Source organism: Streptomyces sp. NPDC007896 (genome assembly GCF_042959425.1).
In the GTDB taxonomy this organism is placed as follows: domain Bacteria; phylum Actinomycetota; class Actinomycetes; order Streptomycetales; family Streptomycetaceae; genus Streptomyces.
This window is the reverse complement of sequence record NZ_JBIBKX010000003.1, coordinates 679,285-704,354: the sequence shown is the minus strand read 5'-3', so window position 1 is coordinate 704,354 and position 25,070 is coordinate 679,285. Positions and strand designations below refer to the sequence as shown.

At 70.2% G+C, this 25,070-nt stretch carries 24 protein-coding genes and 3 pseudogenes; 12 read left to right on the top strand and 15 right to left on the bottom strand.

What is annotated here, in order from left to right; genetic code table 11:
- Positions 1-156, top strand: a pseudogene (locus ACFZDJ_RS14615) (IS110 family transposase); the annotation flags it as partial.
- 9 nt (positions 157-165) lie between these two features.
- On the opposite strand, the gene ACFZDJ_RS14610 reads toward ACFZDJ_RS14615, so the two are convergent.
- On the bottom strand, positions 166-525 hold the full coding sequence (locus ACFZDJ_RS14610) for a nuclear transport factor 2 family protein (protein WP_391059111.1): 360 nt from the start codon (positions 523-525) through the stop codon (positions 166-168).
- Between the two features lie 76 nt (positions 526-601).
- On the opposite strand from ACFZDJ_RS14610, the gene ACFZDJ_RS14605 reads away from it, so the two are divergent.
- Positions 602-1,102 (top strand): winged helix-turn-helix transcriptional regulator, encoded by a 501-nt coding sequence (locus tag ACFZDJ_RS14605; RefSeq protein ID WP_391059108.1) that lies wholly within the window; start codon positions 602-604, stop codon positions 1,100-1,102.
- A 36-nt stretch (positions 1,103-1,138) separates the two neighbouring features.
- Here ACFZDJ_RS14605 and ACFZDJ_RS14600 read toward each other — a convergent pair whose 3' ends face one another.
- The 6 genes from ACFZDJ_RS14600 to ACFZDJ_RS14575 all read right to left on the bottom strand — a co-directional run bounded on the left by ACFZDJ_RS14600 (position 1,139) and on the right by ACFZDJ_RS14575 (position 7,959).
- Positions 1,139-2,494, bottom strand: a complete 1,356-nt coding sequence (locus ACFZDJ_RS14600; protein WP_391059104.1) for an MFS transporter — start codon at positions 2,492-2,494, stop codon at positions 1,139-1,141.
- A 239-nt stretch (positions 2,495-2,733) separates the two neighbouring features.
- Positions 2,734-3,618, bottom strand: coding sequence for a serine hydrolase (locus tag ACFZDJ_RS14595; RefSeq protein ID WP_391059188.1), 885 nt, complete (start codon positions 3,616-3,618; stop codon positions 2,734-2,736).
- Between the two features lie 208 nt (positions 3,619-3,826).
- Positions 3,827-4,963, bottom strand: a complete 1,137-nt coding sequence (locus tag ACFZDJ_RS14590; RefSeq protein WP_390931326.1) for a hypothetical protein — start codon at positions 4,961-4,963, stop codon at positions 3,827-3,829.
- A gap of 509 nt (positions 4,964-5,472) precedes the next feature.
- A complete protein-coding gene (locus tag ACFZDJ_RS14585) occupies positions 5,473-6,156 on the bottom strand; it encodes a TetR/AcrR family transcriptional regulator C-terminal domain-containing protein (RefSeq protein WP_390931323.1) in 684 nt (227 codons plus the stop codon).
- 128 nt (positions 6,157-6,284) lie between these two features.
- Positions 6,285-7,154, bottom strand: coding sequence for an aldo/keto reductase family oxidoreductase (locus ACFZDJ_RS14580; protein ID WP_385374759.1), 870 nt, complete (start codon positions 7,152-7,154; stop codon positions 6,285-6,287).
- A gap of 97 nt (positions 7,155-7,251) precedes the next feature.
- Positions 7,252-7,959 (bottom strand): SDR family NAD(P)-dependent oxidoreductase, encoded by a 708-nt coding sequence (locus tag ACFZDJ_RS14575; RefSeq protein WP_391059102.1) that lies wholly within the window; start codon positions 7,957-7,959, stop codon positions 7,252-7,254.
- 285 nt (positions 7,960-8,244) lie between these two features.
- On the opposite strand from ACFZDJ_RS14575, the gene ACFZDJ_RS14570 reads away from it, so the two are divergent.
- The gene (locus ACFZDJ_RS14570; protein WP_391059099.1) at positions 8,245-9,009 is read left to right on the top strand and encodes a dienelactone hydrolase family protein; all 765 of its coding nucleotides are present in this window, start codon (positions 8,245-8,247) and stop codon (positions 9,007-9,009) included.
- Positions 9,010-9,058: 49 nt separating this feature from the next.
- Here the strand turns inward: ACFZDJ_RS14570 and ACFZDJ_RS14565 are convergent, their stop codons facing one another.
- The 6 genes and pseudogenes from ACFZDJ_RS14565 to ACFZDJ_RS14540 all read right to left on the bottom strand — a co-directional run.
- Complete coding sequence (locus tag ACFZDJ_RS14565) at positions 9,059-9,820, bottom strand: hypothetical protein (RefSeq protein ID WP_390931880.1); 762 nt, start codon at positions 9,818-9,820, stop codon at positions 9,059-9,061.
- Between the two features lie 953 nt (positions 9,821-10,773).
- Entirely contained in the window at positions 10,774-11,433 is a 660-nt protein-coding gene (locus ACFZDJ_RS14560) for a hypothetical protein (protein ID WP_391059096.1), read from the bottom strand.
- 593 nt (positions 11,434-12,026) lie between these two features.
- Entirely contained in the window at positions 12,027-13,517 is a 1,491-nt protein-coding gene (locus ACFZDJ_RS14555; protein ID WP_390931314.1) for a DEAD/DEAH box helicase, read from the bottom strand.
- A 312-nt stretch (positions 13,518-13,829) separates the two neighbouring features.
- Entirely contained in the window at positions 13,830-15,005 is a 1,176-nt protein-coding gene (locus tag ACFZDJ_RS14550) for a N(5)-(carboxyethyl)ornithine synthase (RefSeq protein ID WP_391059093.1), read from the bottom strand.
- 293 nt (positions 15,006-15,298) lie between these two features.
- Positions 15,299-17,017, bottom strand: a complete 1,719-nt coding sequence (locus ACFZDJ_RS14545) for a hypothetical protein (RefSeq protein WP_391059089.1) — start codon at positions 17,015-17,017, stop codon at positions 15,299-15,301.
- 189 nt (positions 17,018-17,206) lie between these two features.
- Positions 17,207-17,359, bottom strand: a pseudogene (locus tag ACFZDJ_RS14540) (4-hydroxy-2-oxovalerate aldolase); the annotation flags it as partial.
- 604 nt (positions 17,360-17,963) lie between these two features.
- Between ACFZDJ_RS14540 and ACFZDJ_RS14535 the strand changes: the two are divergent.
- The 4 genes and pseudogenes from ACFZDJ_RS14535 to ACFZDJ_RS14520 all read left to right on the top strand — a co-directional run bounded on the left by ACFZDJ_RS14535 (position 17,964) and on the right by ACFZDJ_RS14520 (position 20,646).
- The gene (locus ACFZDJ_RS14535; RefSeq protein WP_390931308.1) at positions 17,964-18,122 is read left to right on the top strand and encodes a hypothetical protein; all 159 of its coding nucleotides are present in this window, start codon (positions 17,964-17,966) and stop codon (positions 18,120-18,122) included.
- Between the two features lie 95 nt (positions 18,123-18,217).
- Positions 18,218-19,315, top strand: coding sequence for a hypothetical protein (locus tag ACFZDJ_RS14530; RefSeq protein ID WP_391059086.1), 1,098 nt, complete (start codon positions 18,218-18,220; stop codon positions 19,313-19,315).
- 130 nt (positions 19,316-19,445) lie between these two features.
- Positions 19,446-19,970 (top strand): annotated as a pseudogene (locus ACFZDJ_RS14525) (hypothetical protein); the annotation flags it as partial.
- Positions 19,971-20,001: 31 nt separating this feature from the next.
- Positions 20,002-20,646, top strand: a complete 645-nt coding sequence (locus ACFZDJ_RS14520; RefSeq protein ID WP_384919953.1) for a protein-L-isoaspartate(D-aspartate) O-methyltransferase — start codon at positions 20,002-20,004, stop codon at positions 20,644-20,646.
- Between the two features lie 5 nt (positions 20,647-20,651).
- On the opposite strand, the gene ACFZDJ_RS14515 is transcribed toward ACFZDJ_RS14520, so the two are convergent.
- Positions 20,652-21,104 carry a YbhB/YbcL family Raf kinase inhibitor-like protein gene (locus ACFZDJ_RS14515; protein ID WP_168506566.1) on the bottom strand — a complete coding sequence of 151 codons (453 nt, stop codon included), beginning with the start codon at positions 21,102-21,104 and terminating at the stop codon, positions 20,652-20,654.
- Positions 21,105-21,214: 110 nt separating this feature from the next.
- Here ACFZDJ_RS14515 and ACFZDJ_RS14510 point away from each other — a divergent pair, with 110 nt between their 5' ends.
- The gene (locus tag ACFZDJ_RS14510) at positions 21,215-21,775 is read left to right on the top strand and encodes a nucleoside-triphosphatase (protein ID WP_391059082.1); all 561 of its coding nucleotides are present in this window, start codon (positions 21,215-21,217) and stop codon (positions 21,773-21,775) included.
- Between the two features lie 387 nt (positions 21,776-22,162).
- Positions 22,163-22,558 (top strand): hypothetical protein, encoded by a 396-nt coding sequence (locus ACFZDJ_RS14505; protein ID WP_391059185.1) that lies wholly within the window; start codon positions 22,163-22,165, stop codon positions 22,556-22,558.
- 40 nt (positions 22,559-22,598) lie between these two features.
- Here ACFZDJ_RS14505 and ACFZDJ_RS14500 read toward each other — a convergent pair whose 3' ends face one another.
- Entirely contained in the window at positions 22,599-23,021 is a 423-nt protein-coding gene (locus ACFZDJ_RS14500; RefSeq protein ID WP_168506570.1) for a YjbQ family protein, read from the bottom strand.
- Between the two features lie 137 nt (positions 23,022-23,158).
- Here ACFZDJ_RS14500 and ACFZDJ_RS14495 point away from each other — a divergent pair, with 137 nt between their 5' ends.
- The 3 genes from ACFZDJ_RS14495 (at position 23,159) to ACFZDJ_RS14485 (ending at position 25,053) form a co-directional block, all read left to right on the top strand.
- On the top strand, positions 23,159-23,269 hold the full coding sequence (locus ACFZDJ_RS14495) for a putative leader peptide (RefSeq protein ID WP_390931299.1): 111 nt from the start codon (positions 23,159-23,161) through the stop codon (positions 23,267-23,269).
- Positions 23,270-23,401: 132 nt separating this feature from the next.
- Positions 23,402-24,289, top strand: coding sequence for an ABC transporter permease subunit (locus ACFZDJ_RS14490; RefSeq protein WP_391059080.1), 888 nt, complete (start codon positions 23,402-23,404; stop codon positions 24,287-24,289).
- On the top strand, positions 24,262-25,053 hold the full coding sequence (locus tag ACFZDJ_RS14485) for an ATP-binding cassette domain-containing protein (protein ID WP_391059077.1): 792 nt from the start codon (positions 24,262-24,264) through the stop codon (positions 25,051-25,053). The genes ACFZDJ_RS14490 and ACFZDJ_RS14485 overlap by 28 nt, the downstream gene beginning before the upstream one ends.
- The last annotated feature ends 17 nt before the right edge of the window (positions 25,054-25,070 follow it).

The following is a 25,070-nucleotide window of genomic DNA, read 5'->3' as shown; positions in this document are numbered from 1 at the left end:
GAGTCCCGCCGGTTCTACGATCGCAAACGAGCCGAGGGCAAGCGTCACACCCAGGCCGTCCTCGCTCTCGCCCGACGCCGTGTGAACGTCCTCTGTGCCCTTCTGCGCGACGGACGGTGCTACGAACTCACGCCGCCCACCGTCCTCGCGGCTTGACAGACCGCATTAGGAATCGATGACGAGGCGTTCCACGAGGTCACCGCGGAGCGTGAACCGGTAACGCAGATCGACGGTTCCGCCGGGGAAGTCGCCTTCGAGGTGGTGCGTGGCGGTGTAGTGCCTCGCGTCGGTGCGCTCGGCCCCGGTGAGATCGATGGTGTACGTGAACTCGCTCGCCGACCGGTTCAGCCACCGCTCGATGGCGGCGGTGCCCTGGTAGGTGTTGCCGTCGTCGATCACCGTGGCGTCCTGGGTGAACGTGGCGATGGCCACGGCGGTGTCGTGGGCGCGGTGCGCCGTGAGATAGCGGGTGATCACCTCGGGCAGGGTGTCCGGAGCGATGACTTGGGGCTGGTCGTGCTGCATGGCGGGCTCCGCCCTTCGGTTACTGCTAAAATAGAAGCCACTAACTTCGACTTTAGCAGTAACTGAAGGGGGCGCCGTGTCGAGCCGGATCAGGCTGGAGGACCGGGAGTGCCCGCTGTCCACGACGGTGGACCACGTGGGCGAGTGGTGGACGCTGCTGATCCTCCACGACGCCTTCGACGGCTATACCCGCTTCGACCAGTTCCAGGAGAACCTGGGAATCTCCTCCAGCATGCTCACGGCCCGGCTCAAGAGCCTCGTCGCGGACGGACTGCTGGAGCGTCGGCCGTACCAGACCAGCCCCGTACGCCACGAGTACGTCCTGACGGAGCTCGGCCGCTCGCTCCGCCCGGTGATAGTCGCCCTGGCCGCCTGGGGCAACTCCCGGCTGGCGCCGCGGGACCGCAGCATGATCCTCGTCGACGCGGACAGCGGCGAGGAGGTCGAGCCCGTCGTCGTCGACGCCAGGACCGGCCGTCGGCTCGACGACAGCGACGCCTTCGTCTTCACGGCGGGCCCGGCGGCGAGCCCCGCCATGCGCGACCGCTACACGAACGGGTCGACGACGGCGAGGTGAGCGGCCCCGACGGCTGAGCGCCGCCCCCGCGACCGCTCAGCCGGGCCGAGGGGGGCGACGGCCGCGCGGCACGTCCCGCGCGGGCAGCTCGCGTCCCAGGCGGGCGAGTGGGGACAGGGCCATCAGCGCCGGGGACAGCGTCATGCCGGCGGCCGTCACCAGAAGGCTGGCGCGCAGCCCCCACTCCCCCGCGAGAAAGCCGCCGAACAGCGAGCCGAGCGGGGTGACCCCCATGCCGACGAACGTGATCGTCGCGGCCACGCGGCCTTGCATCCCGTCCGGGGTGACGGCCTGCCGCACGGCCATGACCGTGACGTTCACCAGTTGGCCGAAGGTCCCGAACACCAAGTTGACCGCGACGAGCGAGGGGATCGTCACCGCGGAGGGGCCGCGCAGCGCGGGCACGCACAGCATCACGCCGTCGCCGAGCGCCGCCGCCGACACGAGCACCACGCCGTGACCGAACCGGCCCGGGAGCCGGGCGGCCAGCACGGAACCCAGGAGTGCGCCCGGCCCCGTGGCGGCGAGCGTCAGCCCCACGACGCCGCCCGACAGGTGCAATTCCCGTGGCAGGAAGAGCAGATAGCCGGTCATCATCGCCGCGAAGGAGAACTGGAAGGCGGCCGAGGCCAGGCCCACGGTCCGTAGGTAGGTGTCCCCGGCGACGAAGCGCAGGCCCTCGTGGATCCGACACCAGACCCGAGGGGCCCGTCCCGAGCCCTCGGGGACCGATTCGCGGCGCCGGATCCGCCGGATCGACAAGAACGACAGCACGAAGGACACGGCGCAGGACGCGGCGGCGATCGGCGCCGACAGAAGTGACACCAGCGCGCCGCCCAGGGCGGGGCCGACGATCTGCGCCGCCGAGCGGCTGCCCTCGATCGCGCTGGTGGCCCACGTCAACCGGTCGCGCTTCACCAGTCGTACCAGAGAGGCCTGGTACGCCACGTCGAAGAACACCGACAGGGCCCCGACCGTGAAGGCGACCACGAGCAGCGCCGGCATGCCGAGCCCGCCGAGGAGTCCGGCCAGGGCGGCGCCGCCCAGCGCCAGGGCCCGGCCGAGGTCCGCCAGCACCATCACCGTGCGGGTCCGCCATCGGTCCACCCACGCGCCGACGAGGAGCGCGAACAGCAGGATCGGCGCCTGCCCCACCGCGCGGAGGACGCCCAACCGGCCGGCATCGGCGTCGAGTGTCAGAACCGCGATGAGCGGTAGGACCACCAGGCTCGCGTGTTCGCCGAGTTGGGAGGCCGTCTGCCCCACCCACAGCCGGCGGAAGTCGGCGTCGCGCCGGAGGGCCTGCGGAACAGGACGCCCCGAGCCGGACGCGGAGGATGGCGAGGAGGATGAGCCGGACGAGGAGGACGGACAGGAGGAAGCGTCCGGCACAGGAAACCCCTTGGGTCGCGCACGACAGAGGCCGCCACCCGGCGCACGACGAGGACGCCGACGGTTCAGGTGGGGGAAGGCTCGCTGTGCCGCACATCAAGGGCAGCACGCGATGACGGGCCGCTCAGGGCCTACGACGTCAACGCGCGCTCGGACGACCGACCATGTCTCGACTCCTCGGGGATCACACTCGCTGCCCGCACCCTAACGTCCGGCTGATCGGCGCGAAAAGGGAATACCTACGCGGCAGTCGATGTGTTCAGGTCCCGGTTGACGGCACGGGCGGCGCCCTCGACGGTCGCGACGCCGTCGGCCATCGCGCGGTTGTCCTGGGAGAGCACGGCCATTCCGTAGTCGTGACCGCCGCCGGTGAACACACCGACGCTGTGCACCCGCCAGCCGTGGGTGTCGCGCGGCAGCCAGCCGTTCTTGACCTGAACGGTCGCCGTCGCGGGGGCCCCGGCCGGCGTTCCCCAACGCTGCTCGGGGACGACCCGGTTCATGAGCCGGAGGGCGTACGTACGCGCGTCCCGGTCGAGGACGGAGTTGTCCGAGGTGAGCAGTCGGAGCAGCTTCAGCTGGTCCTCGGCCGTGACCTGGGTGTGCCCCCAGTAACCCTTGGGCCCGGGGACGGTGTCCTCCATCCCGGCCAAGCTCAGGAAGTGCTGGATGCCGGCGTGGCCGATCTGGTGCCACAGGGCGTTCGTCGCGTCGTTGTCCGACTTGGTGATCATGGCGGTGGTCAGTTCCACCTCGCGAGCGGTCAGGGCCCGGTGCTGCTCCATGGTCTGGCGCAGCAGCGCCCCCAATATCGTGACCTTGACCACGCTCGCCGAGTCGAAGGCGGTGTCGGCCCGGAAGCTGCACGAGGTCCCCGTGGTGCGGTCGTACAGCGCGAGCGCCGCGGCGCGGTCCCGCCCGTGCAGGGCGCCCGCGATGTCCTTCGACAGCCGGGCCGCGAGCCCCGGCCGCTGCGAGGTGCACTTCACCTGGGAGCCGCCGACGGTGGCGGTGGCGTCGGCGGTGCTCGCCCGGGCCGGGGTGGCGGCGAAGAGCGCCGTGAGCACCGTCCCGGCGGCCGCGGTCGCGGCCAGTCCGCGCCGCGCGCGGCGCAGTGCGTGCATGTCCGGCATGAAGATTCCCTGCTCTGTGTCTGCGGTCACATCGGGAGCCCTTTCACAGGCACATCCCGATTCCCGAATGACGGCGACGCTACAGGGACGGAAGGGACCCAGGTGCACGGTAAATAGCGATATGTCCGAATTCGGAGGTTTTTAGCCGTGTGACATTCATCAACCCATTCATCCCTGCGGATGGTCACCGCGGCGGCGTTCACACCTGGGGGGACGCCGGAGAAGGAGCCTTCGGCACGGGTCGCCGGCTGCGTGGCACGGGCCCCAGCAGGACGTAGGCCGCCGAACCGGCGGCGAACGCCAGCCGGATCAGGCCGCAGACTCGGTCGGAGGGCACCAGCAGGGTGCTGCCGTACAGGGAGAGCAGGGCGATCCAGCTCCACCACGGCACCAGGCGGCGCTGCCCGACCGCGTCCCACAGCAGGGTGCCGAGCAGGATCGAGGCGCTGTAGTACGTGTAGACGCTCGGGTCCAGCGCGATGCGGGCGTCGGCGCCGAGCAGCACGACCGCGGGCCAGCGGCCTCTGAGTACCGCCAGGGCGCCGAGACCAAGTCCCAGGAGTACTTGGGCCGGACGGTCCCACCAGGGCGTGGCCGGGGCCAGCACGCCCAGCCAACGCAGCGCCGACGCGGGCTGGTTGGCGATGGTGAATCGGGCGGCGGCAGCCGAGTTGAGATGGGTGACGTAGAACGGCAGCCACGCGACGGCCACCAGGCCGACCGTCCAGAGCGCGGAGTTGCGTCGTTGCGCGGTCGGCAGGGCGAGCAGCAGAGCCGCGAACGCCAGCGCCCAGGGTTTCGAGTCCACCGCCAGCGCGAGCATGATGCCCACCGTGCGCCCTTGGCCCCGCACCAGGGCACGTACGGCCAAAGTGGTGAAGAACAGCGCGAGTACGTCGTCCAAGTGGGCGAAACGGACCGCTACTTCGACCCACATCGGAATGAAGGCCACCCCTGCCACGAGCACCCGCTGCTGGAGTCGGCGGTGGTTGAGTCCCGTGCCGCGGTTGTGGTCGGCGGCGCTGCGGCCGACCAGAACCAGCATGTAGAGGCCGAGCGCGGACATCACCGCCTCAGCCAGCACCTCCGCCACGTGGGGTGGCAGCGGGGCGAACAGCGCGGCCGCCAGAAAGCTCACGGGGCCGATCTGCAACTCCGGATGGTTGGCGTAGATGGCCAGGCCGCCACCGGGAACGGCGCCGAAGAGCAGCTGGCCTCCGGTTCGCAGGTAGTGCCAGGAGATCCCCCCGTGTCTCTGCACCAACAGGAACCAGAGCAACGTCCACGCCGCCAGGACGACGATATGGGGACGTATGCCCTTGCGTTCCTGCCGCATGACCCAGGGGACGGCCCGTCCCGCGGCGCGGCCACCCGTTCCGCGGCGACTTTGCTCCGGGTCCTGCGCCCATGCCGGTTCCCCCGCGTCCTTCCGGCCCTCGTCCCACCGCACAGGCGCCTACCGCGCCAACTGATCGGCGACGTCACGGACCGGCGCGCACCGGTCCCCCACTGGAAGATCCGCGCCTTCCATCAACACCCCTTGTCATTCCCGCACCCGCGGCACAGACCGTGGGCGGTTCCCCGCGGGCTCCGGCACTCAAGTGCCTGCCGCCACGACAACCACGCTCAGGTACGAGGCACTCAACTCGCGTTGTCCGTACGGCCGGAGACATGTTCCGAGGGCCTGGTCACGGCCCTCGCGGCTTCCCGCGCTTACGGATCAACCCTAGACATACATTCGGGCGCGACTTGCAACACAGGGGAAACACACACCCCACTCTCACCAGCCGCGCTGTTTGGTACGTGCATGGCGTCGCGGGGCAGACGGGAATTCGACGACGGGGCTTAGGCGCGAGAGGCCGCGGCGAGGACTCCGTCCAGGATGACGTCCAGAGCCCAGTCGGAGCGGCCCGGGCCGTCTCCCGACACGAGCGTGTCGCCGAGCCGGGCGATGTGGGGGTAGCGCGCCGGGTCCGCCGTGGCGATCTTCGCGGCCAGGGCGGAGAACTCGGCCTCCCGCGTGGCGGACTCCGGGGAGCTGTGTTCGACGGCCACGGCGGTGGGATACAGCAGCAGCAGGTCCATGGCCCACGCCGCTTCCCGACCCGACACCCCGCCCTCGTCGAGGAGCCCGAGGATCGCATCCGCCAGCGCCAGGTAGTTCGGGCCACTCGGCTGTGTGGACATCGCCATCCGGGCGATCTCCGGATGCCGGAAGAGCACCTCTCCATAGCCGGCCAGCAGCGCCTTCATCCGGTCCCGCCAGGTACCGGCCTCCGGCGCGGGCACCTTCACCGGCCCCAACAGGGAGTCGAGGATCTGCGCGTGCAGGTCCCCTGTGTTGCGGACGTAGACGTAGAGCGAGGCGGGCCCGGTGTCGAGGGCCGCTGCGATGCGGCGCATCGTCACCTTGCCCAGTCCCTCGTCACGAAGGATCGCCAGCGCGGCGTCGATGATTCCCTGCCTGGTCAGGGCGGGCTTCGCCGGGCGTTCCCGTCGGCTGATCGGAGCGGACTTCTCTGGATTCATGCCGCGCAAGGATAACGAACGCGTTCGTAAAAAACAAGTTCGTGTCGTACGATACGGACACACGGCGCACCGGACACCGCCGTGGGGCCGCTACGTCCGTGCCTCACGGCGCAACGACCCCACATTCCTCACACCGCGATCCCGTTCAGCTCGGCCAGCTCCTTCTCGGGAAGGACCAGGGCGGCAGCGGCGATGTTGTCGCGCAGGTGTGCCACCGAGGAGGTGCCGGGGATCAGCAGGATGTTCGGGGAACGCTGCAACAGCCAGGCCAGGGCGACGGCGACCGGAGTGGTCCCCAGCCGGCCGGCGACCGCGTGCAGGGTGTCCGACTGCAGCGGGGAGAAACCGCCGATGGGGAAGTAGGGCACATAGGCGATGCCCTGCTCAGCCAGGGAGTCGATCAGCGCGTCGTCGGCGCGGTTCGCGAGGTTGTAGAAGTTCTGCACACACACGACGGGCGCGATGGACTGGGCTTCCTTGATCTGCTCGGCGGAGACGGTACTGACACCGAGATGCCTGATCAGCCCCTCCTGCTGGAGCTCCGCGAGCACGGTGAACGGCTCGGCGAGCGAACCCGGCTCGGGGGCGTCGAGCCCTCCGACCCGCAGGTTGACGACGTCGAGTGCGTCCAGGCCGAGGTTGTCGAGGTTGCTGTGCACGGCCTGGCGCAGCTCGTCGCGCGACAGCGCCTTCGGCCAGCCACCCTCGGCGTCCCGCAGCGCTCCGACCTTGGTCACGATGTGCAGCCCGGCCGGGTAGGGGTGCAGCGCTTCCTTGATGATCTGGTTGGTGACGTACGGGCCGTAGAAGTCGGAGGTGTCGATATGGGTGATCCCCCGCTCGACCGCCTCACGCAGGACGGCCACGGCGGCGTCCCGGTCGGCCGGCGGCCCGAACACGTGCGGACCGGCGAGCTGCATGGCGCCGTATCCCATGCGGGTGACCGTCAGGTCCTTGGCCATGGTGAACGTTCCGCCGGGAAGAGACTGCACGGTCATGTCGATGCTCCTGTTGGTTCGGTGGGGCAGTGGGGCTGAGTGGCGAAGTGGCGGTCGCGGGGTCTGGCACATGTACGAGGTGACGAACCGGCTCGGACTACCAGGGAAGGGCGCCTTCGGCGTCGAAGAAGCCCCCGGTGGGACCGTCGGGGCCGATCTGCGCCGTCCGCACGATGATCTCGGCGCCCTGCTCGACGGTCTGGATGCCGGTGTTCCCGTTCAGATCGGTCTTGGTGAAGCCGGGCTCCACCGCGTTGATCCGCATGTTCGGGAACGCCTTCGCGTACTGCACGGTGATCATGTTGACGGTGGTCTTGGAAGCCGGGTAGGCGACACCCGGGTAGGCGTACGCCGGGGTACCCGCATCGCTCACCCGGGCCAGCGAGGCCAGCCCGCTGCTGACGTTGACCACCACCGGGGCGGCCGAGGCCTGGAGCAGCGGGAGGAAGGCGTGGGTGACGCGCACGATGCCGAAGACGTTCGTCTCGAACGTCTCCCGCATCACGTCGGCGGTCACCTCCGCGGCGCCGATCACGGAGTTGCCCTCGCCCCTCGACTCGATGCCCGCGTTGTTGATCAGTACGTCAAGGCCGCCCTCGGCCTCGATGGCCTTCACGGCGGCCTGCACCGACGCGTCGTCGGTGACATCGAGCTGTACGGCCCGTGCGCCCAGTCGCTCGGCGGCCCGGCGTCCGCGTTCGGCGTCCCGGCTGCCGACGTAGACCATGTGGCCCGCGGCGACGAGCCGGCGGGCGGTCTCGTAGCCGAGACCCTTGTTCGCTCCGGTGATGAGTGTTGCCGTCATGACTCCACCCTGCGACCGGACCATGCTCACAGCCAGTAGCCCCGCCTTCCTGGGACTGTCGGTACCAGGCTCGTACGCGTCCGGCGGCGCGCCAGGAATCTGTCTGCGCGTGATGGCGGCTCCGGCCGCAGGGGCGACAGCGAGGCCCTCCCGAACCGACCGCACCACGAGTGCCAGACTGCACGACGGGACCGCCGCGATCAGGTGGCCGTCGGAGATTCGCGCGGCACACCGAAACGCCCGGAAGACGCCCTGGAGACACCCGAGAGAAGAAGAGGGACGCCCATGACCGAGGTACGTGAAGTACGGGGAACCTCCGTGAACATCCCCACCCAGGACGGCTCGGCCGACGCCTATCTGACCCACCCCGACGACAACACCGCACACCCCGCGGTGCTGTTCTACATGGACGCCTTCGGACTGCGCCCCCGGCTGAAGGAGATGGCCGACAAGCTCGCCGGGGCCGGCTACACCGTGCTGGTTCCCAACCTCCTCCACCGCCACGGGCCGGCACCCGTACTGGAGCTGCCCGACGTCATCGACGCGGACCACCGTCCGGCGCTGTTCGAGCAACTCCTTCCGATCATCCGGGAGTTGACCCCCGACCTGGCCATGCGCGACGCCGACGCCTATCTGTCCTGGCTGGCCGCCTGCCCGCAGGCCGCCGACGGACCGGTCGGCATCACCGGCTACTGCATGGGCGCCGGCCTGGCCCTGCGCACCGCCGGCACCTACCCCGAGCGGGTCGCGGCCGCGGCCGGCTTCCACGGCGGCCGGCTGGCGACCGACGCCCCCGACAGCCCGCACCTGCTCGCCGGCCGGGTCACCGCGGAGCTGTACTTCGGCCACGCCGACCAGGACGCCTCGCTGCCTCCCGAGCAGATCGAGCGCCTCGACAAGGCGTTCACCGAGGCGGGTGTCCGCCACCACAGCGAGGTCTACCCCGGCGCGCACCACGGCTACACCATGGCCGACACCGCCGCGTACGACGCCAAGGCCACCGAACGCCACTGGGCAGCCCTGCTCGACCTCCTCGACCGCACCCTTTGAACACGTCGCTCCACCGATCACGGGGACGGCCGTCTCCGGTCGGGGACCCTCAGCGCGGTTGAGTCCTTGCGCCCGGCGTACGCCCCTCATCACGTGGCGGGAACAGCCGCTCAAGGCCACTTCGTGACCATGCCGAGAAAAGCAGGGCGCCGAGGGAATCCCACAGTCGTCGGCAGCGCCCGTGCAGCACCGCCAGGACTATCGCGGCGCCCACGGCGATCAGGTGCTCACGGCCTGCCAGATTGGGTTTGACGATCGACTCCCACACCATCGAGCCGCCGGTGAGCGCGAACACGATGGGGGCGCGCCGGATGACCGAGAGGTAGGTGAACAGTCCCACCACCGCGGCGGAGGGCCCGGTGTCGAGCACCTGCCCGATCTCGCGCGGCAGGCCGAGCCCCCACCAGCCCGGGCCGAGCGCGATCATCACGCGGACCGTGAGGGTGCCGGCCAAGGTGGTGGCGTACGAGATGACCAGTGTCCGGGCCCGGCCGAGGGCGAGTTCCGCGAGAGCGAAGGCGAAGAACAGCTGGGTGATGCCCGCCCACACGGGAAGGTCGAGGGCGGGCACGTACAGCGACACCGGAGTACGCAGCAGCTCCAGGGGCAGCGGCAGGCAGGCCTTCACTCCGCCGGCCAGCCGCACGATCACCGCACCGGTGGGATGTTGGGCGAGCGCGTGGAAGAAGATGACCCCGAAGACAGCCACGAACGCCAACAGGAGTCCGGACAGCCCACGGCGCACGAGTTGCCGTACCGGATCCACGACGATGCCGTGCCACTCGCCGTACAGCGTGCGCCCGACGAACAACGCGAACCGGCTCAGTGGGCCGCGCGGCCGCACGCCCGCCTCGTCACTCGCGGCGGACGGCAATCGGCCCTCGCCGAACCCGTCGCCGCACGCATGACCGTCCCCGGCATCACCGCGACGCTCGTCGACCGCCCAACCCAATGGTCTCTCCCCCAAACCCCCCACCGGACGCCTCATCGTATAGAGCGACATAGCCCGCATCACGGAGCCCCCGGCCAGTGCCTGCTCCCTGTCTCTCCGATCCGTGCTCCGATGTGACAGGGGCGTGACGCGGGCGCCGTCGCTACGAGTTGTGTGCGGTCGTGATGATGGGACGCATGTCTGAGCAGGAGGGACGGGGCGGGAGAGCCGCGAATTCCCAGGTCACGGGCTTCGGACTACGCGGAACTGGCGGGCCGCCCGGCCGCGCCGGAGCACGCGACGTCTTCGCGGGAGCGTCCACGGGACGTGCTGGACGGTCCTGAAGTGGCCGCTCGCCGACGGGAGTTCGCCGCGCCGCTGGGCGAGTTCCGCCGCACCCCGGTGCTGGTGCCGCTGGGCACCCCGCCACCTACGTCCACAGCCCCCATACCTGGTCCGACCCATACGGGCTGCCCCCCTGTCCGCGGGTCGAGAAGAGCAACCCCTGGACCGCCTGCAATGCGCTTCGGCGAGTGCGCTGTACGGCGACAAGGGCGAGTTCCTCATCCCTCCGCCCCTGTCGGACGGAAGTGAGATCGGCTGGGCAGCAGTCGCGGACCCGGTCGGCGAGCACCTGCCTTCACGCATCGCCGCGGTGACGGGCTCCCCCGAGTTCCTCGCCGTTTCGATGGACGGCCAACACCTGTGCGCCGCCTCGGCCGAGGAGGACGACTACGGGGTCGTACAGCGCGAACTCTCCTGACGGCACCGCCGTGCTCGTGGACCGAACCGGACCGCAGCCCGATGCCGGTGCCAGGGGCTCCTGCGGATGCTCAGTCGGACACCGCCTCCTGCTGCGGCTCGGCCGGCGCGGGCTCCGAGGTGACTGCCGTGGTGTAGAAGACCGACGAGCCCTGCTTGCTGCGGTGGGCGTGGCTCTTGGCGACCAGTCCTTCGAGGGTGGTGCGCACGACCGTGGTCTTCACGCTGCGGTCGGGGTGGGCCTGCGTGAGCGCGGTGGTGATCTCGGCGGCGGAACGCGGCTCGCTCTGCTTCTCGAGGTGTCCTCGGATCAGCTCGACGAGGGTCGGCTTGGCCGCCGTCGTGGACGGCTTCACGGACGAGGCCTTGGCGGACGAGGCCTTGGCGGACACGGCCTTGGCGGCGGACTTCTTGGGCGCCGTCTTCTTCGCGCCCGTGGCGGCCGCCTTCGTCCCCTTGCTCTGCTTGGGTTCGGCAGAGGACTGGTGAGGCACGGAGGGCGCAGTCGCGACCTCCGCCCCGGGGGTCGAGTCGGGACCGCCGAGCGCGTCCTGCATGTTCACCAGGACGATGTGATCGTGCTGCAGGGCACGCAACTGCTCCTGCAGGGCTTCGATCTCCGCGCCCACACGGTCCTGCTCCTTGGCATTGCGCTCAAGGTCACCCGTCACCTGGGCGATGTACTGCGACGTGAGTTCTGTGGAGTGGGAGTTGGAGCTGACTTCAGACATGACATGGGCCAATCACTCGCAGGACACAACTGCCACGGCCTGCAGCAGTGTAGAGATAGTACGCACGAGTGGAACCGGATGCTCCTGTCGCGCCGATATGTGCGACACATGTGCTTCCCCGGCCGACTCATGTGCTAGTGCCGCCGAACCGCCATGTGGCCTTCGACGGTGCGAAGTTGGCCGCTCTCATGGCTCGTGGCCGCCGACCTCATGAGCCTTGGCTCCAGGTGCGGTGACCGGCCGGTGTCCCCGAAGCCGACGCGAGCAGATATCTCGGAGCCGTGTCCTTCCGCCGCCCATCCGGTCGGAGATGCGTTCGAGGCGTTCCAGACAGGTCACCGCGTCACTCGCGCGTCCCTCTTCCGGGTGAACCTCGGCGAGGGAGGCCCATGGTTCGTCCGTGAGTTGGCGTGCGCGGCGGGTCATCACGGACAGGCTCCGTTCCCACGGCTCCGCCCACCACGGCCTCCTGATCGGCGGGTCAGGAGAAGCGGGCCGTGCGGGTGTCGAGGGGCACACCGGGTCGGCCGGTGTGCAGGGAGCCGTCGGCGTTCACCTGGGAGTGTCCCGTCGCGGAACTTCAGGCGCTCGGACTACGCGCCACGACGAACCCGGGCGGCCTTGCGGGCCTCGGCCGTCTGACGGGCCTCGGCGACCCGGCGGGACTCACCACCGGCGCGTCCCGGGCGGGTGCCCAGGCCCCGGAAGGGGGCACCGCCGCGCTCGGGTCGCTCCGCGACCGGCCGGCCGCCGCCGATGGGAACACCGGAGGGAGCCTGCGCGCCGGTGATCCGGCTCAACTCCGCCTCGCCGGAACGGACCTGGGTGACGTGAGGCCGGATGCCCGCGTCGGACATGAGACGGATCATGTCGCGGCGCTGGCCGGGCAGCACGAGTGTGACGACACTGCCCGACTCACCGGCGCGGGCGGTACGGCCGCCTCGGTGCAGGTAGTCCTTGTGGTCACTGGGCGGGTCGACGTTGACGACGAGGTCGAGATCGTCGACATGGATGCCACGGGCCGCGACATTGGTCGCCACCAGGACAGTGAGGTGACCGGTCTTGAACTGTGCGAGCGTACGCGTGCGCTGGGGCTGCGACTTGCCGCTGTGCAGCGCCGCGGCCTTCACTCCACTGCTCAGCAGGTGCCTGGTGAACTGGTCGACGGCGTGCTTGGTGTCCAGGAACATGAGCACGCGCCCGTCGCGGGCGGCGATCTCGGTGGCGGTGGCGTACTTGTCGGCGCCGTGCACCTGCAGTACGTGATGCTCCATGGTGGTCACCGCGCCCGCCGAGGGATCGACCGAGTGGACCACCGGGTCATGGAGATATCGACGGACGAGGAGGTCGATGTTGCGGTCCAGCGTGGCGGAGAACAAAAGGCGCTGACCGTCGGGGCGCACCTGGTCCAGCAGCTCGGTGACCTGTGGCATGAAACCCATGTCGGCCATCTGGTCGGCCTCGTCCAGGACGGTGATGCTCACCCGGTCGAGACGGCAGTCATTGCGCTCGACGAGATCGGAGAGGCGGCCCGGGGTCGCGACGACGACCTCGGCCCCGGCCCGCAGCGCGGCGGCCTGCCGCCCGATCGACATACCACCGACCACGGTGGCCAGCCGCACCTTCAGCAACTGGGCGTACGGGGTGAGCGCATCGGAGACCTGCTGGGCCAGCTCGCGGGTGGGAACGAGGATCAGTGCGCGCGGCTTCCGGGCCTCGGCCCGCTGTCCTGCCGTGCGCACGAGGAGCGCGAGGCCGAAGGCGAGCGTCTTGCCCGATCCGGTGCGCCCGCGGCCCAGGACGTCGCGTCCCGCGAGGGAGTTCGGCAGCGTGGCGGCCTGGATCGGGAACGGCTCGTTCACGCCGAGGCTGGTGAGCTTCTCCAGCAACGCGACGGGGAGGTCCAGCTCGCCGAAGGCCGCAACCGGGGGGAGGGCCGGGGTGATGGTCTCCGGCAGCGCGAACTCGCCCTGCGGTGCGGAGGGACGGCGCCCATCGCCGCCCGAACGGGCGCCGGGGCGCCCCTGGCCGCCCTGCCGACGGGTCTTGGCAAAACGGTCGCTCGTACGAGCTGAGCGGTTCATGGAGAACCTTCCTCGATATGGCACGTATCGAGGAATTCTCGGCAGCGATAAACCGAATGAATTGCAAGAACGAACCGAATCCGACTTCCGGGCGATACCCAGGGGTCCACGCTCTGCGAAATGCAAAAATGCCCGACGACATAAAGTCATCAAAGGCACTTGGAGTTTACGGGAACCACAACTGACGCCAACTTTAGCACGGCACGCGCACCTGGGCGCGAAAAGTACCATTATCGACCGCCAGGCCGGCAGACCGGCAGACCGGCCGGGAGAGACCACGCAGACCTGCTGCGCGGACTCTCCCAGGCGTCGTCAGGCCACCTGTGCGGCGGGGCGCAGCGCCGGGACCTCGATGGCGTGGGGGTACACGGCCGACCGGTGCTGGAAGGAGAGGATCTTCGGGTTCTGGACCACGCCGTCGCGAATCTCGATGGCGTTTCTGACCGTGGCGTCGGCCTCCCAGGCAGCGGGGCCGCTCATGACCTTGCGGAGATAGGGAAGGAGCGCTTCGCTGATCTCCCATGTGGCCGAGTTCCACAGGTGGGACGGGCTGTGATCCACCGCGTAGTAGTGGCAGTCCGGCCCCACCGAGGGCATGGGCTCGCCGAAGGTGGTCGGACGGGCCCATTCGAAGCCCATGCCCGCGTCACAGGCGACGTCGATGAAGAAGGTGCCCGGCCGGAACAGGGCGAGTTCCTCGTCGGTGACGAACATCAGCGGCGCGTCGGTGTCCTGCCGGATGCAGTTGACGATGATGTCGAACCCGGCCAGGTACTCCGCGAGCGGCACGGGACCGGCCGCGGTGAGGGCCCGAAGCCGCGACGGATCGTCCTCCTGCTCCTCGAAGTGGCCCATCACGACCGACGGCATCGGCGAGGCCACGGCCGCCGCGGCGCGCTGGGTGAGCACCGTGACGTCGGAGACTCCCATGGCGCCGAGGCCGGTGACCGCTCCGCGCGCCGTGGCGCCGAAGCTGATGACCACCGCACGCATGCGGCGGCCATAACTACCGGTCAGCCCACCGAGCTGCAGGGCGTGCAGCACCGAGCAGTAGCCCGCGAGTTCGTTGTTCTTGTGGAACACATGGACGCTGAAGGCCCCCGTGGACGTCCAGTGGTTCATGGCCTCCCAGGCGACAAGGGTCAGTTTCTGGTCGATGCCGATCTGGGTCATCTTCTCGTCCTGCACACAGTGCGGCCATCCCCACAGCACCTGACCCTCGCGCAGCTCGGCGATGTCGTCGTGCATCGGTTTGGGCAGCAGCAGCACATCGCACTCGGCGAGTAGCCGCTCTCGGGAGCGCAGGCCTCCCACGAGATGTCGCAGGGAGTCGTCGCCGACGCCGAACCGCCGGCCGTAGCCCTCTTCGAGGAAGATCCTTTCGCGTACGTCCGGGGCGATCCGGTCGAGGTGGCCGGGGTGCAACGGCAACCGGAACTCGTTCTCCTTGCGGGAGGAGGCAAGCACTCCCAGGCTCATCAGGCTCATGCGCTTCCTTGTCATTTCACTCTTGTTCATCGCGGGTGTGTGAAGCGAGGTGCCGGAGGGCCTCGGAAACAGCGTGAGAACCAAGAGGTCCGCTAACGCGGGGCGCGGGACGGAATACGGAAGACGGCGCGATTGCGCTGGCCAGGAGGCATGGGGCGGCTCATTTCCGGCCGGACCACATGGGCCCGGTCCTTGCCGTTCCCCGAGAACGACGCCGAAACGGATGACGGCATACGAGGTGCGCTCGGTAGCACCACCGTACCCCCGCCCCCCATGGTCGCGGCCGCTGGGAGTCAGTCGTCGTTGTCGCCCGAGTCATATGGGAACTCGGCCATGCGCTGCTCTTCCTGGGACAGGAGATCCGCGTAGTGGGCAGTCAGGCTTCCGTCACCGCAGGCAAGTGCTGCGGCATGGGCCGCGGCGTACAGGGCCGGCGGCCTGCGCTGAACTGTGTCGAGAAGAGCCGTGCCGGTGATGAGGGACCGGTGGGCGAGGGCAGCATTGCCGGAGTCTGCGGCTGAACGTGCGAGCTGGAAGTGTTCCTCGATGAGGTCGAAGGCCGCAGCCTTCTCGCGCCAGTCGTCGTCGGCAGCGGGCGGCTCGATGTCGAAGAGTGCGGGCTGACACGGGCCAGGCCTCTGGGACCGCGGCCCGTCGAGGGTGGTGAGCGCACGCTGCAGCGACGTCCATGCCCGGTCGAGGTCGCCTGCCTGCCGTTCCAGGGCGGCCAGGCGGGTGTGCGCGAAGCCACGGGCGAGGTCGGTGTCCTGGCACGAGACGTACAACCGCTGGGCGCGGGAGGCCTGCCGGAAGTCGCCGAGCTCGGCGAACTCGTCGGCGATCCAGGGAAGTTCGCCGATGTCGGCGGGCCCGATGTCATCGAGCGTGCGTATCAGGGCCGTACGGGCGAGTTCCGTGCGGCCCTGGCGACGGGCGAGGGTCACCCACGTTTCGGCAGACTCGGAATCCGGGTCGTCACCGAACCACTCCGGCGTGTCGAGGGCTCCGACCCAGGCCTGCAAAGCCTCGGGCTCCCAGCGGAGATCGTCCTCACCGCTCTTGCCCGGTCGGCCGAGTGGCAGGTCGGACAGGGCGCACCAGGTGTCGAAGTTGGCGCAGCGAGCCGCGTAGAGACGGGAGAGGTCCTCCTCGCAGTGGCGGCGGGCAACCAGGAACACGGCGAGGTGCAGTTCCTCGCCCATCCCTCCGAAGGGGGCCTTACGGCGGCACAGGGTCTCCTGCTCGAGGAGATGGCGCATGAGCGGCAGGTCGGTGTCGCGCCGGTCGTACTGAGCCGCGCGCAGCGCACCGGCGCGGCGGGCCGCGTTGGCGTCGTGCTCCGGGTCGCTCCGGCCGGACACCGGGGAGAAGGCCACCGTCGGCCAGGCGGCGCGGTCGGTACGCAGGCGAGCCAGGTCCGCCCGGCAGGCCCCGAGCAGGGCCTCCCGCAGCGGGGGGCGAGGGTGCGGGTCCAGCAGGTGGTAGGCGCTGCCTTCGTCGGCGAGCAGCAGAACGTGGTCCGGCTCGGTGCGGCGGAGGGCACGGTACATCCGGGCGAAGAGCTCGGCGGGAGGTCGCGGGGTGAGCCCGAGGCCGGTGAGGAGCTCATCGCGGCAGGCGTCGAGGGAGGCGGCGTAGGAGGCGCGGATGCTTTCCTCCGCCTCGATGGCTGCCGCGGACAGTTCCTCCTCTCCGGTTTCCGGCGGTAGGTGCAGGTGGTCCCGCCATCCAGGGAGGCCGGTCACCAACTCCACTGTGTCGGCGAGGCTTTCGGCGATCAGTCCCGCATGACCCTCCGAGTCGGCGTACAGCACCCCTCCCTCGCCGCAGAGGAAGTAGGTGCCGCCGGTGTCGTCGCCCGCGATCCCCTCCAGCGGCGCACCCGATGCCAGACGGACGTCCTCGCCGTGGCCGGCCCGGCAGAGGTCGAAGTCGAAGGGGAACGCTGCGAGTTCGGCCAGGCGTGGACTCCGCCGGAGCCGGTCGAGGAGGCGGAGATCGGAACGGGGCACGCGAGGGACCGTAGCAGCCCGCAGGACGGGCCTGTCTCCTGGTCCGGACGCTCCCATGCCGTCGGTCTGGTCCCGGAGGTGGGTGACGGCCTTCTCCGGCTCTCCCCGGCAGACAAGACGCCCGGCCGCGCCTGCGCGGCACCGGCGGCTGTCGGCGGCGGCATCGTCGCGTCCGCACTCGGTGAGGCATCACGTCCGCTCTCGCGCCGCGAGGTCGAGCGCGACGTCCGTGATCATGTCCTCCTGGCCGCCCACCATGCCCCGGCGGCCGACCTCGACGAGGACGGCACGGGTGTCCAGTCCGTGGCGAGCGGCCGCGGTCTCGGCGTGGCGCAGGAAGCTGATCACGGCCGGCCCGCACAACCTGGTGATCGATGTCTGGCTGCGCGACCTGCGTGACGTGCACGCCTTCGAGGCCCCTCTGTCACGCAGGCTGCCTCGCCTCACGGTCGCCGACCGCTCGGTGGTCCTGCGCACGGTCAAACACATGGGGCACCTACTGGACCGGGACGGCCGATGCACCGGAGTCGTACCCCTCAGGCACCCATACGGACCGCGTTCCGCCGCCGTGGAGCGGACCACGGGACAGGTTCTGCAGGGCGGCCCCACAAACTCCGCTAAGACAACCCCGACCCTACCGATAGGCCCGCCGCAGCTCCAATGGGTGATCCATGGCAACGATGGGAGACTTCGGTCCCGGGGCTGTCTCAACCGATGTCTTGCAGGAGCCGACGGCTGCGGGGTCACCCCGCTGTACTCTCGATCCAGCGCACGATGCCCTCAAAGGCGTCGAGTGTCTTCCGGTCATGTGGACCGAACCAACTGCAGCAGTCCTGACGGAGTCCGTCGTAAAGGTGCACCACCGCACCACGCGCATCGCCTGAGCGACCCGTCAGCTCATCCAACTCCATGCGTGCCGCGATGGCCTCCGGAAGTGGGTGGGCCGGTGCTGGATCCGCAGCTCACGAACGCGTCGCTCGGTCTGTCGAAGTACGGCCCAGAAACCGGTATTCACGTGGGGCAAGGCGGCCCCCGCCACGAGCTGGACGGCCTGGTCGCCGCCACCGTGCTCACTATGGGCCGGCTGCTGCCGGCCGGCGCCTGACCGCCCCGCGTTCGCACCGCTTTGCGCTCGTCGAGCTCCATCGCCCCCGGGGCGCGCATCATCAAAGGAGGGGAGACCATCGACGAGGAGTGGCGATGAGGTTGTCGTTCCTTGAACCCCTCTACGCGGAGCCGGGCCCCTTCGCCTCCGTGTACCTGGACACCTCCCGAAACGTCGAGCATCCCGAGCGGGCGATCGCGCTGCGCTGGCGGCGGCTGCGCGAGAGTCTGTCCCGTCAGGGCTCGGACCGGGCGCTGCTGAACGTACTGGAGGAGGTGGTCGGAGCCGACACAGAGGTGCCGGGGGTGCACGGTCAGGCCATCTTCGCCGCCCACGGCACGCTCGTCCTGGACGGGGAGCTGCCCAGGCCGCCCGAGCACGACTCCGCGCGCTACAGCACCCTGCCGGACGCGATGCCCCTGGTCACCCAGCACGTTCCGGAGATCCCCTACATGGCCGTAGTCGTCCACTACGGCGGCCTTCCGACCGCCGAGACCCACGGCTGGGTAACTCTGGAGGCGGAGACCGGCACCTGGCCCGCGTCCACCGTCACCCCGGGTGAGCGGCTGCACCGCAGGGTCGCGGTGGCGACCTGGCACCGCACCTCCCTCCGGCTCGGCCACCGGCTGGACGAACGGGCGCGGCGCGCCCATGCCGATGCCGTCGTCGTGGGCGGGGACGAGTGGGCGTGCAACGTACTGATCCGCCGCCTGCCGCACACCCTGCGGGACAAGGTCGTTCGCGTGGGCGGCCGGACCCCCACCGACACCGGACGCGCCCTGTTGGAGCCGCAGCTCGACAGCGTCTTCCGCGGCCGCATGGCCGCGCACGACCGGGACCTCGTGGACATCTTCATCGGCCGGCGTGCCCTGCACGGACCCATGACGGAGGGGCTGGCCGCCACCGTCGCCGCCCTCCAGCGCGGCCAGGTCGCGGCACTGCTGCTGAACCGGCCGCCAGAGTCTTCGCTGCGGCTCTGGGCGGGCTCCCAGCCCACTCAGCTCGCCCTGACCGAGGCGGAGCTGATGTCCTTCGGCGTGCGGGCCCCGCGCGAGGAACGCGCCGACGAGGCCCTCATCCGGGCCCTTGTCGGCACCGGTGCCGAGCTGGTCGTCGTACCGGAGAGCGAGCTCAGGCTGTACGAGGGCGTGGGCGCCCTGCTGCGGTACACCGACCCGGGGACTCCGTCCTGACGCCGACGCGCTGCGCCTCCCGGATCACGGGTCGCCCCTTGCGCCCGACCGCCCCGGATCGCGCCGCGCGCGGAACGTGCCGACACTGGGCTGGAGCGGCAGCGCGGCGGATGAGCGGCGGATGGGACACATGGACAGGAGCAGGAGCGGCGCGCAGGAGACGGACGTCTCGATCACCCCGCCCAAGTCCTGGGCGGTAGGCGTGCCGACGGTGGCCAAGGCGCTGCGGTACTCCCTGGAGCAGAGGACGGTCCGCCGTACGGGGCTGACGCTGCTCAACCTCAACCAGACCAAGGGCTTCGTCTGCCCGGGCTGCGCCTGGCCGGAACCGTACCCCGCTCACCGGCACCGCAACGAGTACTGCGAGAACGGCGCCAAGCACGTGAGCGACGAGGCGACGTCACGACGGATCACGGCCGGGTTCTTCCGGGAGCACCCGGTCCCCGAGCCGGCCGAACGATCCGCCCAGCGGCTCAACCAGCAGGGCCGGCTCACCGAGCCGATGGTCAAGCGGCCCGGCTCGGACCACTACGAACCCATCGGCTGGGACGCGGCCTTCGCACTCCTGGCCGGGGAACTGGCTCAGCTGGACTCCCCCGACGAGGCCGCCTTCTACACATCGGGCCGCGTCAGCAACGAGGCCGCCATCCTCCTCCCTGGCGCCACCGCCACGGCCCCGCGGTCCGATGGCCCATGAAGGGACCCCCGAGGACCTGGTCCGCGCGGCCCACGCCGGGGGCGTGACCGACGACCGTCTCCTGGAGGCCGTACGGAGCATCCCCCGGGCGGAATTCGTCCCGGCGGACGAGGTGGCATCCGCGTACCGGGACACGCCCGTTCCGCTCCCCCACGGGCAGGTGACCACCCAGCCCTCGCTGATCGCCATGATGGTCTCCGCTCTCGGCCTCACCGGAGACGAAACGGTCCTGGAGGTCGGGACCGGATACGGCTGGCAGACCGCGCTGCTGGCCCGCTTGGCCGCGTACGTCGTCAGCGTCGAGCGCTGGCCCGACCTGGTCGACGAGGCCCGCCTGCGGCTGGCCGGGCAGGGCGTCGGCAATGCCGAGGTCGTACTCGGCGACGGGACCCTCGGGATGCCGACCCGTGCCCCGTACGACGCCGTCATCGTCTGCGCGGCCTTCCCGCGAGTGCCTGAGCCGCTCGTGGATCAGCTCCGCACCGGTGGCCGGCTCGTCCAGCCGATCGGGCAGGGCGGGCAGGAGCGCGTCGAGCTGTACGAGCGGCGGGCCCGCGGCCTGGTGCACCGCAGGACGGTCACCGCGGCCCGGTTCGTCCGGCTGTACGGCGCCCATGGCTACGACCAGCGGTGACGCGCTCAGCGCTGATAGGTGCCGACCAGGGTGCCGGAGGCCAGCTCCCTGCCCTTCAGGGCACGGTGCACGTCCTCGGCGCCAGGGTGGTCGTGCAGCGGCAGCGGCTCGGACAGGGCGTACAGGCGGAAGAAGTAGCGGTGCGGCCCGTGCCCCGGTGGAGGCATCGGCCCTCCCCAGCCCACGCGGCCGAAGCCGTTGGGCCACGGCAGGCCCCCGTGGGGCTTCTGGCCCTCCGCCGCCCCGGTGGTCCCCGGATCGATGCCGGTCACCAGCCAGTGCAGGAAGGTCGTCCCCGGCGCGTCCGGGTCCTCGCACAGGAGCACCAGCTCTGTGGCCTCGTGGGGCACCCCCGACCAGGTCAGGGGCGGTGAGATGTTCTCACCCTCCCCGCTGAACCGAAGGGGGATCACCGTATTGTCGTCGAACGCGGTGCTGCTGAGTTCAATTCCGCTCATGCGCGCCGCCATACCCGCAACGGCGGCACCGGCACCGGTCCGCACCCCAAAACCCCCGTTCGGCCGAGCCCACCCGGGCCGCCTCCGGAAGCAGGGGTGAAGATGGCAGTGTGCCGACAAGGATCCTGCTCGAGGGCCGCCCTGGTGCGGGCAAGACAACCGCCCTCCGTCGGCTGGCCGCGCTGCTGTCCACCCACACGGCCACCGGCTTCACCACGGAGGAGATCCGGCAATCCGGCGGCCGCGTCGGTTTCGCCCTGGAGACCCTGGCAGGCCGGCGGGAGGTGCTCGCCCATGTCGACCTGCCCGGTCCGCCACGGGTGGGGAAATACGGCGTCGACCTGGGCGTCTTGGAACGACTGGCGCTGCCGTCGCTTCGGCCGGCAGCAACCGAGGAGGCAACAGGGCGGCTGGTGCTCATCGACGAGCTGGGGCGGATGGAACTGGCGTGCACGGCGTTCCGGCACGCGGTCGACGCGCTGTTCGTCGCAGAGGTCGACGTCGTCGCCACGGTCCACACGCACCGCGATCCGTTCACCGACGCCCTCAAGCGGCGCGCCGACATCGAGGTCGTCCAGCTCACTCCGGCAAACCGGGACGTCCTGCCGGGGGAGCTCGCGGCCCGGCTGCAGCAGCCCCGGACGCACGGAAGGCCTCCCTCTCACGGATAAGAGACCGGCCTCCGACCTGCTGAAAGCGGAGTCGGGGCGACAGGATGTGAAATCACCCGGCCGGTGCGACCGGCGGCGCCCGCTACCAAGGGTCGGTGCCTGCCCACCGAGTACGCGGCCGGCATCGCCTACACCACCCGGTTCGGCGCCCGCCCCTCCCCGGCCGCCATGGTGTGCCGCCCGGCGCCCCCGGAGGCATAGGGGGCGTCTCAAGGACGGCGGCGATGCCCTGCGCCAGGTATCGAATCCGGTGCGCGAAGACACCCGCGATGTTGATGCGCCCCGAGGTCGTGCCGTAGATGCCGAGCTGCCCGCGCAGTCGGCGCATCTGGTCCGGCGTGAGCGACAGCATCGCGAACATGCCCTTCGGAGTACGAGCGACGTCGCCTGGTAGCCCGCGCCGGCGAACAGCGCCGCGCCGGCACCGCGCCGGCGCTCGCCCGCGCCACCACTGCTGACGAGAGCCTGCACCTCCTGCTGCGCTCGTACATCGAATTCGCCCTCCAGCACAGCCACTTGATCGGTCTGCTCATCGGCGAGCTCGACCAGCTGCCGGAGAAGGAACGCAGGGCGTCGAAGCAGGCACAGCGCGACTACCTCGCCCTCTGGCTCCGCGTCCTCGACGAGGTCAGGCCGGGCCTCGACACGGCCAAGGCCAAGATCACCGTGTGCGCGGCCCTCACCGTGGTCGACAACGCGGTCCGCACCGGCCTCCTGGGCCGGCGCCCGGACCTCGCGGACCGGCTGGCGGAGATCGGCTCGGCACTGCTCCTGTCGCGCTGACCGCCGCTTGGTACGGCCGGATATCGCGCCTACAGTGCCGCTACCCGAAGAACGACAGCCGGACCTGACGCTCCGGATTATCCCTGTTCGTGTCCACCAGGCACACCGACTGCCACGTCCCCAGTTCCAGCCTCCCGCCCAGCACCGGAAGCGTCGCGTGGGGCGGGACGACGGCGGGGAGTACGTGGTCACGGCCGTGCCCGGGGCTGCCGTGGCGGTGCTGCCAGCGGTCGTCCGCGGGGAGCAGGGAGTGCAGCGCGGCGAGGAGGTCGTCGTCGCTTCCGGCGCCGGTCTCGATGATCGCGACACCGGCGGTGGCATGGGGCACGAAGACATTCAGGAGGCCGTCGCGGCCCGCCGCCACCTCTCGGAGGAAGGCCTCGCAGTCGCGGGTGAGGTCGACGACCGTCTCCGCCGAACCGGTGGCGACGTTCAGGACTCGAGTGGTGAAGGCATCGGGCATGACCCGATTCTCACCCGTCCGCGGGATTCCGCACACGACCGACAGCCCGCACCCTTGTACACGCGTTCCATTCCGCCATACACGCGTTCCGTTCCGCCATACACGCGTTCCATTCCGCGAGACACCATTGACCGGGCATGGAGCACCTGGCTACTTTCACCCGCATGTTGCGTTCAGCCATGCTCACCACGCGCGGTCACATCGACCTGCTGCGGGTGGCCTCCGCCGCGTGTCGCCGCGGCCGCTGACGCCCTTTCACTCCCCCGTTCCACCGCGCCCTCGCTCCGCTCCACCCGCACGTCGCGGCTCGCCCTGAGCCGATGACGCGGCGGAGCCACGGCGTATTCCTCTCCGGCCGCTCTCCTCCCCGTGGAGCACTCATGAGCATCAGCCATGCCCCGCCCAGCCCCGCCGAGCCCGATATATCGGATATGTTCAAGACTGGTGCGGCCCAGTCGGCGCCACCCGAGCTCGTTCCGATCGTCCCCCTCTCCACCCGCCGCGCCCGCGTGCCCCGCTGGCTGCGCCGCACCTCCGGCCCACTCCTGCTGCTCGCGCTGTGGCAACTCCTCAGCAGCACAAAGGTGTTGACCCCCGACATCCTCGCCTCTCCGGGCACCATCGCACGGGTCGGCGGCAATCTGATCGCCGACGGTTCGCTGCCGAACGCGATGGGCGTCTCCTTGCAGCGCGTCGCGGTGGGGCTGTTGCTCGGAACCCTCGTCGGTACCGGACTCGCCCTCGTCTCCGGACTCTTCCGTGTCGGCGAGGACCTCGTGGACGCGAGCGTCCAGATGCTGCGGACGGTGCCCTTCGTGGGACTGATCCCGCTGTTCATCATCTGGTTCGGCATCGGCGAGGCCCCGAAGATCGCGATCATCACGCTGGGGGTGTCCTTCCCCCTCTATCTGAACGTGTACGCCGGTATCCGCGGCGTCGATTCCCAGCTCATCGAGGCCGGGGAGTCCCTCGGCCTCTCCCGGTGGGGGCTCGTCCGGCATGTCGTGCTGCCGGGCGCGCTGCCCGGGGCGATGACCGGGCTTCGCTACTCCCTCGGTATCGCCTGGCTCGCGCTCGTCTTCGCCGAGCAGATCAACGCGGACGCCGGGATCGGTTTCCTCATGGTGCAGGCCCGTGACTTCCTGCGGACCGATGTGATCGTGGTCTGCCTGATCGTCTACGCCTTTCTCGGCCTGCTCGCCGACTTCATCGTCCGCTCCCTCGAAAGGCTGCTGCTGCAATGGCGACCGACGTTCACGGGCCGGTGACCCTCGAGAAGGGCGCCACCGCCCAGCAGAAGACCGCGACCGGTCGGCAACACCTGGCCACCCAGGCCCCCGCGGTACGCGTGCAGGGACTGACCCGCTCCTTCGACGGACGCGCCGTCATCGACGACCTCCGACTCGACGTGCGTCCCGGCGAGTTCGTGGCCCTGCTCGGCCGCAGCGGCTGCGGCAAGTCCACGCTGCTGCGCATCCTCGCCGGGCTCGACCGTGGCATCGAGGGCACTGTGCTCGTCCCGCGGCGCAAGGCCGTCGCGTTCCAGGCACCGCGGCTCATGCCGTGGAAGAAGGTGTGGCGCAACGTCCTGCTGGGCCTGCCCGGCAAGCCCGAACGCGCCGTCGCCGAGCAGGCGCTGACCGAGGTCGGACTCACCCACCGCGCGAACGCCTGGCCCAAGACGCTCTCCGGCGGCGAGGCCCAACGTGCCTCGCTGGCCCGTGCGTTGGTCCGCGAACCCGATCTGCTGCTGCTCGACGAGCCGTTCGGCGCGCTGGACGCCCTCACCCGCATCAAGGCACAGCGGCTCGTCGGCGAACTGTGGCAGCGCCGCGGCTGTGCCGTGCTGCTGGTCACGCATGACGTCGAGGAGGCCGTGCTGCTCGCCGACCGGGTCCTCGTCATGGACGGCGGTGTCATCGCGTACGAGACCCAGGTCGACCTGGAGCGGCCGCGCGACATCGCCGACCCCCGCTTCGCCGAACTGCGTGCCGGCCTCCTGGAGCGCCTGGGCGTCGACACCGTCGCCTGAGCTCCCCCTCCCCACCC

Coding starts and splice junctions, on each gene's coding strand:
- ACFZDJ_RS14595 (WP_391059188.1), bottom strand. CDS start 3,618: ATGCACGCACTGCGCCGCGCGCGGCGCGGACTGGCCGCGACCGCGGCC.
- ACFZDJ_RS14520 (WP_384919953.1), top strand. CDS start 20,002: ATGGCCCATGAAGGGACCCCCGAGGACCTGGTCCGCGCGGCCCACGCC.
- ACFZDJ_RS14610 (WP_391059111.1), bottom strand. CDS start 525: ATGCAGCACGACCAGCCCCAAGTCATCGCTCCGGACACCCTGCCCGAG.
- ACFZDJ_RS14570 (WP_391059099.1), top strand. CDS start 8,245: ATGACCGAGGTACGTGAAGTACGGGGAACCTCCGTGAACATCCCCACC.
- ACFZDJ_RS14495 (WP_390931299.1), top strand. CDS start 23,159: ATGGAGCACCTGGCTACTTTCACCCGCATGTTGCGTTCAGCCATGCTC.
- ACFZDJ_RS14485 (WP_391059077.1), top strand. CDS start 24,262: ATGGCGACCGACGTTCACGGGCCGGTGACCCTCGAGAAGGGCGCCACC.
- ACFZDJ_RS14500 (WP_168506570.1), bottom strand. CDS start 23,021: ATGCCCGATGCCTTCACCACTCGAGTCCTGAACGTCGCCACCGGTTCG.
- ACFZDJ_RS14515 (WP_168506566.1), bottom strand. CDS start 21,104: ATGAGCGGAATTGAACTCAGCAGCACCGCGTTCGACGACAATACGGTG.
- ACFZDJ_RS14560 (WP_391059096.1), bottom strand. CDS start 11,433: ATGTCTGAAGTCAGCTCCAACTCCCACTCCACAGAACTCACGTCGCAG.
- ACFZDJ_RS14555 (WP_390931314.1), bottom strand. CDS start 13,517: ATGAACCGCTCAGCTCGTACGAGCGACCGTTTTGCCAAGACCCGTCGG.
- ACFZDJ_RS14550 (WP_391059093.1), bottom strand. CDS start 15,005: ATGAGCCTGATGAGCCTGGGAGTGCTTGCCTCCTCCCGCAAGGAGAAC.
- ACFZDJ_RS14590 (WP_390931326.1), bottom strand. CDS start 4,963: ATGCGGCAGGAACGCAAGGGCATACGTCCCCATATCGTCGTCCTGGCG.
- ACFZDJ_RS14580 (WP_385374759.1), bottom strand. CDS start 7,154: ATGACCGTGCAGTCTCTTCCCGGCGGAACGTTCACCATGGCCAAGGAC.
- ACFZDJ_RS14490 (WP_391059080.1), top strand. CDS start 23,402: ATGAGCATCAGCCATGCCCCGCCCAGCCCCGCCGAGCCCGATATATCG.
- ACFZDJ_RS14575 (WP_391059102.1), bottom strand. CDS start 7,959: ATGACGGCAACACTCATCACCGGAGCGAACAAGGGTCTCGGCTACGAG.
- ACFZDJ_RS14585 (WP_390931323.1), bottom strand. CDS start 6,156: ATGAATCCAGAGAAGTCCGCTCCGATCAGCCGACGGGAACGCCCGGCG.
- ACFZDJ_RS14530 (WP_391059086.1), top strand. CDS start 18,218: ATGAGGTTGTCGTTCCTTGAACCCCTCTACGCGGAGCCGGGCCCCTTC.